We start from the raw sequence: 12259 nt of genomic DNA, 5'->3' as shown, positions 1-12259 counted from the left end.
TCACAGTCGTATTCCTATCCGTAAGGATACCGCACCGACCGTGTCTGGTGAATCAGGGGGCTATCTCAAGGGGTAACTAACCCGATCACGATGGTTGCAGTTGAGATTGGACGTGGCGCACTCGAATGACGAGCCGAGACGCACCGAAGGCGCTAACGGCTGAGCTAGGGAATTCAATCTGTGATCGAGTTTTCCCTGCCATTTCGCTAGAACACCGACGGCGACACGCTTTCGGGATCACTCTGTACCTGTCTGTGAAGACCCGTGACGAGACTTCAGGCATTGCGGGAGACCTACATGGCGCAATGCATCCCAGCGGCAACTACGCGTCAAGAGACAACAGCCGCGCATGAGTTGCCAAGATTTCCGCCGGTGGCGATAGGTAGTGACAGCGCAATTTCGAACCTGATTTTCCGACACGGACGGAATCCAGGTTTCGATTGCAGCTCGGTGTCGCAAAGCCAGACCTGACTTGCGTACGCCGACTTCCCCGTTACCTTTAAATCTTTAACTCATATCTGGAGTCATCAGTGGAAAACCTCTCGATCGCAATTGACGGCGGCCATTCAATGTTCAAAGTACGCGCAGCCTCTCTGGCCTCGCCCGACAAGCGCTTCTCTTTCCAGATCCCGACCGTCGTGATGCCGGCAATCGCGCTGACGAACGAGCAGACCCGGCAGAAAGCCGATCTTGAGACTGTCGAGCTGGACGGCCGCCGATACTTCTTTGGTGAGACCGCACTGCGGCAGGGACGCTCCGAAGTCTATACGGGGCAAAACGCGGACTGGATCGAAAGCCCCCAGCACGACGCGCTGGTACTGGGCGCATGGCGCAAGGCCATGCAGGCGTTCAGCAATCCACCCGCCCGGGTTCATCTGGTGATGGGCTTGCCGGCGAAATTCGTTGGGCCGCAGCGTGACACGCTTCGCAGCCGCATCGCGGCCTTGCTCACGCCGCGGCTCTTGCCAGGTCAAACACTCAGGGTGATGGCCCAGAGCCAGGCGGACGCACCGCTGCAGTGGCTCTCGATCCAAAGCAACGGTAGCCCGCACCCGCAGCGAGACCTCGACAACGAAGCCTGGGGTGTGATCGAGATCGGGCATTACACCACCGACTTCGCCCTGTCCGACCGAGGCGCAATGATGGAATACGCGGCCGTGTCATGCGCAGGAATGCATCTGGTCTACGACGGCATGTCGAGTGCACTGGCGCAGTCCAAGCTGCCGACGTCCCTCGACGTCGTGGACGAAGCGGTGCGCAGCGGTAGCATCAAGCACTTCGGCGAGCGGGTCGATGTGTCGCATCTGCTGCGGCAAGCGAGAGCTGGCTTTGAAGCGGTAGTGATGGATGAGGCCAACCGAGTGTTTGGCCAGAAGGCTGCAGTTCTGGACGGGATCATCGTTGGCGGTGGCGGCGCCGAGCTGCTCCTAGACGGCCTGAAACAACGATACCCCAATGCTGTTTGCAGCGACGAGCCGCGGATGATGGTGGCGGAAGGCTTCTGCCGTCTCGGCTTGCTGTCCCTGCTTCAGTCCTGACGCTGGAACTTCCTATGTCGGCACAAACGGAAAAACCGCCGAAAATCGGTACCGAGATCACCGTGCGAATCAGCCTGACTTTTCAGGAGGCCCCGGACGTTCACACTTTGCTGGCAATGACGCCGGTGCGTGAACGTGGAAAGCTGGTGCGCCTGGCACTTGAACGGTACATCGCGGAGACGGATCATCCTGCTGGAGACGTCGAACAGCAGATCCATGCCATTTCGACGTGGCTGAGGTCTCGAACTGTGCATGCGGAGACAGCGCTACCTGTCGCCCACCGCCCCCAGGCTGATCGCACAATCTGTACTGAGGTGCCCCGTCCGGCTCACGACACCACAACGCCCACGTCAGCGCAAAGTGATCCGGTTTCCGAAAGTGCGACTGGGTCGGCTTCATCCATTAATCGATGGCTTCAGGTCTAGCCAACCGGACTGAAGCTCAGGGGGGCCGACAGCGAACTTTGTCTGCCTCCCTCAGCATGACCGACTACGGGGCACACGGTATAGCGAAGTCGACGTGATAATGCTCATCGTGGCGGATCCAGGCTTCGCCTTTCATGTAGGGCAGCCCTCGAATTTGCGGGCCGCGCGCAGTCCTCATTAGCTGCTTGGTCAGCACCGGATCGAAAATCACCAGACCAATGCGGACACCATTACGGCGTGCGACCTGGTCCAGCTGATAAAGATGCTCTGCAATCGTCTCAAAATCGATACGCAGTGGCCCGAATTTGCCATTCATGTCGAATTCGAGACCATAGCCGAAGCGATTGTTCGGACTACGAGGCAGTAATGCGGGCTGCCCATTCCGATCCTTCACCGGAACGAGAAAGTCGAGGGACGTGCCTGCTTGATGAGTTCGATGCGGCAGCATCGGCCCGCCCTCTTTCAGTCCTGTCTCACCATACACGAGCTCTACCTGCGGCCGACTTTTCTGCATTTCTGCATACGTCTGTAGCACGATGTCACGCACAGTCGAATGTACGTATGTTCGGCCTAGCTGTATTCCTAATTGGCTGTACGCTTCGAAGTTCGGACCACGAAGCGGGAGTTGTACCGCGTGTTCTATTCTCCCTGCGGCAGGTCTGCCATGGCAAATACTGGGAATATCCGCTGCAAGTGCAGGTCCGGTAAGGAAACTGATCGCGACGGCCGGCAATATACATGCCCAAAATTGTGCACGCAGCCTTGAATTGGCTGACGCGTATCTCTTCAGGATCAGCGCGGCGCGCTCCGCAGCAGCTTCTTGCTCACTAGCCAATTTGTGCTCTCATCGAAAATGTCAGCGGCGATACCATCTGGACCGAAAGGGCAACTTGCCCCATGAAGATGTCAATCTACAATCAAAGCATTATCTACTTCAGAAAGAATCTTTATGTCACTGGATTTGATCGATATGAGCGATGATGTTTTTGATGAATGGTTGCAAAAGATAAGCGGCCTGAATCCAGGAGATGATTTGACCGAGGAACGGTTAGTAATACTGGTGAGTACCACTCTCCGGGAGCTCAAGCCGGAAGCACGGGCAAGAGGCTTGGTCGCCTTGGCGAATCTATGTTATGCAATGGCCGACAAGACGTTAGGGGCCCAGCAGCCTGTGACGAAATGCTTGGAGATTGTAGTCAGCGCTACTCAACGGCATTGACCAATCGGTGCAGAGTAGCGCAGCCAGCAATAGCAAGAAACGCATGGCGCGTCGTCATCAAGCTCACTGCGTGAACGCGATCAGCTCCATTTTCAACTCACGCATGCCGTCCGGCGCATAGATCGCAATCGCCTGCGCTTTCAGCGCGTTCTCGTAGAGCCCGTTCTTGGTCGACAGCAGGAAGTAATAGGTGTCCGGACGAACAGGCACCGCGGTCGGCACCTGTGGCATGTGCGTCAGCGTGATGCCAGGAAGTGCCGATACCACGATGCGCTCGATGTCGTCGGGCGAGCCGATCTTGAACCGGAGCGGTACCGCCGCCACCAGCTCGAGCGCCGGCATGTCCGCACTTACCGCAAGACAGAGCTGCGTTTCCTGGGTCAGTTTCGACGCATCGAGCGTCCCCCTGTAATGGGTGCGGCGATTGTCCTCGGCGATGAGCGGAATGGTGAAGTACTTGGCCGAGATGACGGTATCGACCAAGTCGCGGATCACTGCGTCGAGCTGCGCAAACGTGACGCCGGGATCGGCGTGAACGTAGGCCGGCAGATCCGACGTCGTGTACCTGTCCGAAAATGTCATCAAGCCGCCGGCAAGGGCAAGCAGCTTCTCGTACAGGTCCTCGGGATGCTGCACCCGTGAACGGGCGCAGTGCTGCAGGGATGCGTTCGCCGTGCTGATGATGTTCAGCATCCACTAGGACGTGATGTCGCCAGCATGCACCTCGAAGGTAGACGCATTCGTCTTCCGGTGCGAATTGTGCAGCGACACGATCTTGGCCGAGAGCGCGCTCATCAAGCCGTCGAGCAGTTGCTGGAGCGGACGAGCTGCACTGATCGCCACGCATGGCGGGACGAAGGTCGGATCGGCCTCGAAGCCACCGCGCGGGGCGCGATGGATGCGCAGTACGGGAAAGCTGACATGGCCATCGCACGGCTCGGCGTGGGACATCAGCCGGAGCCGCTTCTTCAGGAATGGCACGTCGATCGGCACCGCATCGCTGAACAGGTCGGACGTTTCAGCCTCCGCCAGCGCATAGCGCCCGCCCTCCTCCGCATTGGCGCCATGCGGCCGGATGGTCGGAAGGGCCGCGTAGATGGTGAAGGTGTTGATTTCCTGCGGCAGCTGGGTCAGGTCGACCGGAAGCGGCAACAGGTCCGTCGCCGGTGCGTCGTAGACCTCTCCATCCTGGAAGATCAGCGACATCGCCTGCGCCTCGAGCATGTTATGGCCGAGTCCTTCCATGTTCCACTGCAAAAGCCGGACACCCCAGAAGTTGGGATTGAGCGCGGAAACCATCCTGAGCAGTCGCGTCTCGTGGTACAGGTCCTGCCGCTGGAAATGCTGGGGGCCCAGCGTCAGCCCTTCGGACCACAAGATTTTCGCTCCCATGCTCATCGATTTCTCCTCGACCCAAATCCGCATTGTTCAGATTCCACAAAGCATGGCCGGCATCGCGTAAAAATTGTTGATCTGGCGCATCAACCTTAAATTTCGTCTGCTAAATAGGGCTGTTGATGGGGCGCAACTTTATATTTTGCCAGAAGGGAATAATGGCGCTTCTTCCGCTGCAGGACGGCTTTAGGGGAACAATATGCAGAGTTTCGTGCCAGGCTTGTTCGACCGTTTGGATGCCGATGACGACGCCCCGCAGGGCGAATTCCGAGCACCGACCAAAAAGGCCGACGAATGGAAGGAAAGTATCACTCGCGACCTGGAGGCGCTCTTGAATACCCGTTCCGCCCTCCTTCCTGATGCACTGGACGGTTACCCCGAAGTCGGCGGGTCCATCGTGAACTACGGCCTGATCGACTTCGCCGGCATGTGCATGACGAGCGACACGGACCAGCAGCGCATCTGCACCGCGGTCCAGAAGGCGATCGAGCGGCACGAACCGCGGCTGCACAAGGTGATGGCCACGCTACAGCCCCGAAAAGGGGCCATAAACCGGGTCGACTTCGTGATCACCGCCGAATTGAAAAACGCACAGGTAGCTGAACCGATGCAATTCAACGCCGTGTTCCAGCCGTCGCTGCAGCGCTATTCGGTCCAGAGCGTACGCAGCGCTCCTTAGGCAGAGCCACCATGGACGAACTGTTTGCGCAGTACGAACGCGAGCTCGTCACGATGCGGCAGCTTTGCCGCGAGTACGCCGACCGCTATCCGAAGGTCGCGGCCAAACTGCAGATCGGCGGCGACGCCTGCGACGATCCGCATGTCGAGCGCCTGATCCAGTCCGTCGCCCTGCTGTGCGCCAGGGTATCGAAGCGCCTGGACGACTCCTATCCAGAATTCACGGAGGCGCTGCTCAACCTCCTGTTTCCGCACTATCTGAGGCCGTTTCCCTCGTGCGCGATCGTGCGCTTTCCCCCGGCCGCCCGCAGCGCCGGCGGTAGCACCGGAACCGTCCCGCGGGGAACCTTGCTGGAGTCGGCGCCGGTTCGCGGCGTGAACTGCAAGTTCCAGACCGCATACGATGTCACGCCGTCCCCGGCCGCCATTGCCTCGGCCTGGTTCGATGCGGTCATCCGCGCGCCTTCCTCTGCCAGGCTGCCGCCGGGCGTGGCGGCGTCGATCGGCATCGAGTTCGAAGTCGCAGCCCCCGTCCTTGCAGTGACGACACCCTTGCGGGTCTACCTCGACGGCGACTCGTCGTTTTGCGCAGCGCTGCGCGATACGCTGTTCATGCGCACGTCAGTTGCGTACGTCCAGGCGGCAGGCGAGACGGCATGGGTTCCGGTCGCCTCGATACCGATCGCGCCAGCTGGCTTTGTCGACGAGGACGCCCTGATCCCGTTCGACGCCCGCTCCCACCGCGCCTACCGGGTACTTGCGGAGTACTTCGCCTTTCCAGAAAAGTTTAGTTTTGTTGACATCGACCTGGCCGCACTCCGCGCTCGTCTCCCTGCGGATTGCACCCGCTTCACGCTGCATCTGGGGCTGGCGGGGATGCCGCCAGGCTCGGACCAGGCAAGGATGCTCGGCGGGCTGTCGGCGCAAAGCCTGCTCCCCGGCTGCACCCCGGTCGTCAACCTGTTCAGGCAGCCGGGTGTCCCGATCGACTACAGCCAGCAAACGGCCGAGTATTCGGTGCTGGCGCATGCCACGCATACACCGGCGTACGAAGTCTACTCGGTCGACCGCGTTCACATGGTGCGGCAGCGGGGCAAGGACATCGCGCCGGTCGAATTCCGCCCCTTCTATGCGCTCCGGCACGGCGACAGCGATGCGCGCAAGGGGCGCTACTGGATCCTGCGCCATGACGACACGCTGGCAGCTACCAGTCCGGGCCATGAAAAAGTCATCTCGCTCGTCGACGTCGACGGTGCGCCGCTCGAGATCGAGCAAGCAACGCTGTCGATCGACCTCACCTGCACGAACCGCGACCTGCCCTGCCTGTTGAAAACCGGAGCGGCCGGTGGCGACCTGTCCATTCCGGGCGCCACCAAGGGAACGGCGGCCCGCATTCTTCGCAGGCCCACGCGCCCCCATCGCCTGGCAAATGGCCATGGCGCCCACTGGCGCCTCATCTCGCACCTGACGCTCAACCATCACTCGCTCGCCACCGGAGGCGCGGACGGCCTGCGCGAGATGCTGGCCTTGTACGACTTCAACGGATCGGCGGTATCGCGGCGGCAAATCGCCGGCATCGTCGGGCTGGAACATGCGGAGGCCACCGCGTGGCTGAGGCACAAGCGCGGGGCATCCCTGGCGCACGGCACCGAAGTGCGCCTGACGATCGACGAAGAGGCCTTCGTTGGCGCCGGCCTGCACGTGTTCGTCCAGGTCATCGACCAGTTCTTTGCGCTGTACGTCCAAACGAACAGTTTTATCGAGCTCGTGATCCTGTCACACCAGTCCGGAGAGGAGCTGTTCCGATGCACACCGAGAAGCGGCAGCATGCCGCTGTCATGATCGAGCCTCTGCGCGCAGCGCCATACCGGTACCGGTTCGCACAACTGCTGAACATCCTGGTGCGGATGCTGCGGCAACAGGGCATCCCGTATACCCAAGCCTTCAGCCGAGTGCTGCGCTTTCGTAATAGTCTGTCGCTGGCTTTTCCGGCCAGCGAGATCGAAAGCATGCAGGTCGAAGCGGAGGACGGCGGCGGTATGCCGCGCATTCACATCACGCCGGCATTCATTGGGCTGCTTGGCGCAAGCGGTACCCTGCCCCTGCACGACACCGAGCGCGCGGCCGCCAGGGCGGGTCTTGGCGGGGACGAGAGCTGGAAGCCATTCGTGGACCTGTTCTCGAATCGCGTTATCGGCTTGTTCTACGAGGCCTGGGGAAAATACCGCGTCGAGCACGGCCTGGACACGCGAGGCCAGGATGATCTGCTCCCGCTGCTGAGTGCATTGGGCGGTCTGCGGCCGGCCAGCTTCGGGGCAGCCAGGTCGTATGCGTCGATTCCGGCAGAAGTCGCCGGCTACTATGCCGGCTTGCTCAGGACGCGTCCAATCGCCGCCTCGACCGTGGAGCGGGTGCTGGGCGAGTATTTCGGTGTGCCTGTTCGTGTCGAGGAATTCGTCGGCGCCTGGGATCCCTTGCCGGCGAAGATGCGCAGCACGCTTGGCGTTACCGATCCCACCCTCGGCTTCGGCGCCGCCCTTGGTACGCGCACATGGCGCAACGACTTGCGGGTCCGTCTGCATATTGGTCCACTAGATGATGAGACGGCAAAAGCCTTCCTGCCGAATGGCCGATCCCATGCCGCATTGAAGGAAATCGTCAGCCTGTTTGCAGTGCCTTCCGTGCAGTACGAAGTCAGGCTCTTACTGGACAAGCCGTGTCTCAAGCCATTGACCCTGGCGACCAAAGGGCCGGATCGCAAACGTCTCGGCCTGAATTCCTTCCTGACCGTCAGTGCGGGGAAAGCGAGCCGGCCTGAGATACGTTCTGTTCTCCGTCTGACGGCGAAGGGACCGACCGGACAGCAGAATCGGGCGGAACAAACGCCTGCGATTCGGCTGTAATCGCATTCACCTATAAGCCAATCGGACGCTCAGAACCCCGCGTGCCGCCGGCACGATACGGCTTAGGGGCTGGAATGTCTCCCTGCAGCTGTGACGCGTGGATCAGCATGGGGGCGACGAATATCAGCTTGCGTTCGACTTTCCCGACTCCACAAGCCTGCATTCGGAAGTGCCCGCGGCGCCAATGCGGCGCCACGGTACCGCCACCCTCATGAGCGGCGCTCTCCTGAGGCAGGTCATCCGGGCCAACGCGGATGCCGTTGTAGAGGGATTCGGCGCGTTGAAGCAATCGAGCCCGCTTCTTGACCCCGAGTCCGGCGATGCGCCGCATCGCTTCATCGAATTCGCGATGCTCGATGCTCCGTGCCTGCCTGAGCGCCATGTAGAGGAAGACCTTGACCACATAGCTCACCGCCGCGTACATGGGCTTGTAGAAGGTCTCGGCCGACCGTCCCTTCGCCGTATCAAGAACCCGATTGAGCCATTCGCCCAAGGGCTTATCGTCACGCTCCGTGTCTCCCAGCAGGGACACATGGCCGCTAAAGCAGTCCTGGCGCTGGCTGATGAAAATGAGCTCGAGCGTCCACTTGATTCCATCGCCCTCGCAGCTCGATGGCGGCGTGAAAAAGCAGAACACGCCATCGAACTGACGGTCCGGCAGATCCGAATCCGGCACCTTCAGGTGGCGAGCCGCCTCCGGACCGAACTTGAGATATTGCGCAGGATAGGGAGGCGCAACCATCTTCATCGGCAGCTCCAGGTCCATGTCCGAATTGAGGAGCAAGGTCTCGAGCGCCGGCGTCGCTTCGATGACGGCTCCCTTCTGCAGTTCGTACTTCAGGTTCGCGCTGATCGATATGGCCTGCAGGCGCGCGTCGACCTGCGCCTGTGCTTCGGCTTCCATGCTGCCATGCTTACCCGCACGCATGTCGTTGAGCTGCTGCTGGATCTCCTGGCGGATGCTCCAGCACGTCGCCTCCGGGTCCGCCCACCGCGTCCATTCCTGGCCGCTGCCGAGCGCCTGTTTCCAAGCATCGAATGCACCCTGGTTCCGGACCTGGACCGGGTACGGCCGGCCATGGAGCTTGCCGACGCGGCTCTTCTTCAAGGCCGGGCCGACCTCGATGCGTTCCACGATGAGTGCATCCCCGTTCCCGCTGCTGGCGGGCCTGAGAACGATCTCCATCCCCATGGGCCTTCCGGTGGATACGTGCTTGCGCATACTCTCTCCCTTGTTTTGCGCTGCTTTCTGGCAACCAAGGGAAAAATGTAGAACCCGCCCGCCGGCTCGCCTTGAGATTAATCAAGCTCAGCTAGATCGGCACATGCAACGGACAACCGTTGTCATTCTGCCACCATCAAAACAAATGCTGAGCCCGGCTTTTGATTTTGATCAAGTTCCCCGAAGACCTGTTGGTTACGTTAACTGATGGAAAATCTGATACCTGGTAAACCATCGGAGGCAACACATGGGCGAAAGCCAAGCGATCGCGGCGGGAGCTGCGCTATCGGCGTTCAGTTACGGTGCGCAGCACAACCGCCTGATGCGCATGGACTTCCCCCGCGGCGACGGCCCGGATCGCATCCTCCTGCCTAACCGTTTGAAGGCGCATGAGGAAGTCTCGCGGTGCTATCTCTACGAGCTCGAAGTCCTGTCGGACGACGCGCGGATTCCCCTGAAGGCGATAATGGCCAAGATGGTCACGATCTCCGTGGTACGCGAAGACGGCTCGCTGCGCTACTTCAACGGCTATGTCACCGAATTCCGTTTCCTTCGCACCGATGGCGGTTTCGCTTTCTACCGCATGGTCCTCGAACCCTGGCTGGCATTTACGAAGCTGCGCAAGGACAACGTGTCCTTCCATGGCAAGAGCGTCATCGAACTGACCGAACTCACGTTTGCCCATTACCGCCAGGCCGACTGGCGCACGCACATCATCGACGACGACCCGCGCTTGACCTGCGCGAACCAGTACGGCGAAACCGACTATAACCACCTGCACCGCCGCTGGGAGGCGCTCGGCCTGATGTATTCGTACGAGCATCGGGCCGACGGGCACACGCTCTGGCTCTACGACAGGAGCACGCTGGCGCAACCGATCGATCCGACCAGGATCGACGATTCCGGCGAGATCCCGTTCCGCGACAAAGCGGGCTCCCTCGAAGACGACGGCATCCGCGAATGGAGCCCCGTGCGCCGCCTCGGCTCCGGCCGGACGACCCTGGCCAGCTTCGACTACAAGAACCCGGTGGTGCAACGGGCAAGCGCCGAGTCCCTGAATAACCAGGGCGACGTCTATCCCCATGAAATCTACGAAAACACCGGCTCGTACGGTTTCCGCACCCACGACGAGGGCGAAAAGCTCGCGCAGCAGCGCATGGGCGAGCGCGACGCCAACACGCAAACCTTCGAAGCGCGCGGCAACGCTCGTACCGCCCAGCCGGGCCGGTGCTTCAAGCTCGGCGGCCACTTCAGCGCCGAGCTGCGCGTGCCCAAGCGCGGCGAGCCGGCCAAGCCCAGCATCCGCAACCGCGACTACCTGATCCTCTCGGTCGACCACGAAGCCAGCAACAACTACCAGGCCGGACCGGGCGCGCCATCGCACTACGAAAACACGTTCCGCTGCGTGCGCAGGGACATCCAGTGGCGCCCGGGACGCCACTACAACAGCCAGCCCTGCAGCTACCCCGGTATCCAGACCGCCATCGTGGTCGGGCCGGCCGGCGCCGAGATCCACACCGATGGTTACGGGCGGGTCAAGGTGCAATTTCATTGGAACAGGCTGGACAACTACGACGAGAACAGCTCGGCCTGGGTGCGCGTGATGTCACCTGGGGCCGGGGTCGAATTCGGGAATATCCGCCTCCCGAGGGTCGGTGAGGAAGTGGGAGTGGTCTTCCTCAACGGGAACATCGACCACCCGGTCATTCTGGGCGCGCTGTATAACCACACCCATATGCCGCCGTGGCAGCTGCCGGAGCAGCAGGCTTTGACGGGACTGCGCAGCCGCGAACTGCAGGCGGGCGAAGCGAGCGGGCGTGGCAATCACCTGGTGCTGGACGATACCCCAGGCAAGATCCAGGCGCAGTTGAAGAGCGATCATCAGTGCAGCCAGCTGTCACTCGGGCATATCTCCCGCATCGAAGATCACCAAGGGCGCCAGGACGAACGAGGTGAAGGCTGGGAAATCGCTACCGATGCCTGGGGCGTCGCCCGGGCCGGAAAAGGCCTGCTGATCACCACTGAGGCGCGCCCCAACGCGAGCTCCCAAGTCAAGGACATGGGCGAGACCATTCAACGTCTCGCCTCCGCCCAACAAAAACAAAAGGACCATGCGGAAGTAGCGGAGAAAAACCGGGCACAGGAAAGCGGCCAGCAATCACGCGTAGCGGCCTCGCTCAAGGCGCAAAACGACGCGGTTCGGGGTGCTGGCGCCAGTTCCGCAAAACGCAGCTTCCCGGAACTCTCCGAGCCTCATTTGATACTAGCGAGCTCCGCTGGAATTGCCACTACCACGGCTCAGTCTACGCACATCGCTAGCGACGTGGACACCGCGATCACAACGGGAAAAAGCGTCGCGATCGCGGCCGGCGACGGTTTGTTCGCAAGTGTCGTCACTACGCTCCGCCTGTTCGTTCAACGAGCTGGCATGAAGCTGATTGCAGCGGCAGGCGATATCGACGTGCAGACCCTCTCGGACAGTATCAATTTGCTCGCCAAATTGAACATCACACAGACGGGGAACCGAATTGTTATCAATGCCAAGGAAGACATCGTCATCAACGGCGGTGGTAGCTACGTCAAATTCAGTAAGGCCGGGATTGAGCACGGTACAACCGGCACATTTGTGGCCCATGCCGCCTCCCATAGCTTCATCGATCCAAAGAGCCTCGCGCTGGCCTCGAACGAAATGGAAAAGGGCCACTTCGATCAGACCCCAATCTTGCGCGATCTCGACGGACCGCTAGCAAATCGCAAGTTCGAGCTGACCCGCGAAGATGGAACGATCATCAGGGGCGTCACCGATGCCGAGGGTCGTATGCCGGTGCAAAAAGGCATTTCGATGGCGACAGCAAAATTACGGATATTGAGCGACTAAT

Annotated in this window: 9 protein-coding genes and 1 pseudogene; 6 read left to right on the top strand and 4 right to left on the bottom strand. The window is 60.8% G+C overall.

Features of this window, described 5'->3' with window-relative positions:
- The first annotated feature begins 530 nt into the window (after positions 1-530).
- Positions 531-1538 carry a ParM/StbA family protein gene (locus tag ACFPO9_RS27675; protein WP_379777644.1) on the top strand — a complete coding sequence of 336 codons (1008 nt, stop codon included), beginning with the start codon at positions 531-533 and terminating at the stop codon, positions 1536-1538.
- Here the strand turns inward: ACFPO9_RS27675 and ACFPO9_RS27670 are convergent.
- The gene (locus ACFPO9_RS27670) at positions 1529-1756 is read right to left on the bottom strand and encodes a hypothetical protein (RefSeq protein ID WP_379777642.1); all 228 of its coding nucleotides are present in this window, start codon (positions 1754-1756) and stop codon (positions 1529-1531) included. The genes ACFPO9_RS27675 and ACFPO9_RS27670 overlap by 10 nt on opposite strands.
- Positions 1757-2027: 271 nt before the next feature.
- A complete protein-coding gene (locus ACFPO9_RS27665; RefSeq protein WP_379777640.1) occupies positions 2028-2798 on the bottom strand; it encodes a penicillin-insensitive murein endopeptidase in 771 nt (256 codons plus the stop codon).
- A 114-nt stretch (positions 2799-2912) separates the two neighbouring features.
- Between ACFPO9_RS27665 and ACFPO9_RS27660 the strand changes: the two genes are divergently transcribed.
- Positions 2913-3182 (top strand): hypothetical protein, encoded by a 270-nt coding sequence (locus tag ACFPO9_RS27660; protein ID WP_379777638.1) that lies wholly within the window; start codon positions 2913-2915, stop codon positions 3180-3182.
- Positions 3183-3245: 63 nt separating this feature from the next.
- On the opposite strand, the pseudogene tssK reads toward ACFPO9_RS27660, so the two are convergent.
- Positions 3246-4574: pseudogene (gene tssK, locus ACFPO9_RS27655) on the bottom strand (type VI secretion system baseplate subunit TssK).
- 202 nt (positions 4575-4776) lie between these two features.
- Here tssK and tssE point away from each other — a divergent pair.
- The 3 genes from tssE to tssG are packed head-to-tail and all read left to right on the top strand — an operon-like array spanning position 4777 to position 8158.
- Positions 4777-5256 carry a type VI secretion system baseplate subunit TssE gene (tssE, locus tag ACFPO9_RS27650; RefSeq protein WP_379777636.1) on the top strand — a complete coding sequence of 160 codons (480 nt, stop codon included), beginning with the start codon at positions 4777-4779 and terminating at the stop codon, positions 5254-5256.
- An 11-nt stretch (positions 5257-5267) separates the two neighbouring features.
- The gene (gene tssF, locus ACFPO9_RS27645; RefSeq protein WP_379777634.1) at positions 5268-7097 is read left to right on the top strand and encodes a type VI secretion system baseplate subunit TssF; all 1830 of its coding nucleotides are present in this window, start codon (positions 5268-5270) and stop codon (positions 7095-7097) included.
- Positions 7061-8158 (top strand): type VI secretion system baseplate subunit TssG, encoded by a 1098-nt coding sequence (gene tssG, locus ACFPO9_RS27640; protein ID WP_379777632.1) that lies wholly within the window; start codon positions 7061-7063, stop codon positions 8156-8158. The genes tssF and tssG overlap by 37 nt, the downstream gene beginning before the upstream one ends.
- Before the next feature lie 10 nt (positions 8159-8168).
- Here tssG and ACFPO9_RS27635 read toward each other — a convergent pair whose 3' ends face one another.
- Entirely contained in the window at positions 8169-9380 is a 1212-nt protein-coding gene (locus ACFPO9_RS27635; RefSeq protein ID WP_379777630.1) for an AcrVA2 family anti-CRISPR protein, read from the bottom strand.
- Positions 9381-9627: 247 nt separating this feature from the next.
- Between ACFPO9_RS27635 and ACFPO9_RS27630 the strand changes: the two genes are divergently transcribed.
- On the top strand, positions 9628-12258 hold the full coding sequence (locus ACFPO9_RS27630; RefSeq protein WP_379777628.1) for a type VI secretion system Vgr family protein: 2631 nt from the start codon (positions 9628-9630) through the stop codon (positions 12256-12258).
- The last annotated feature ends 1 nt before the right edge of the window (position 12259 follow it).

This window comes from Massilia aerilata (assembly GCF_042656905.1).
Classification (GTDB): Bacteria; Pseudomonadota; Gammaproteobacteria; order Burkholderiales; family Burkholderiaceae_D; genus Telluria; species Telluria aerilata.
This window is presented reverse-complemented; position numbering and strand designations above follow the sequence as displayed.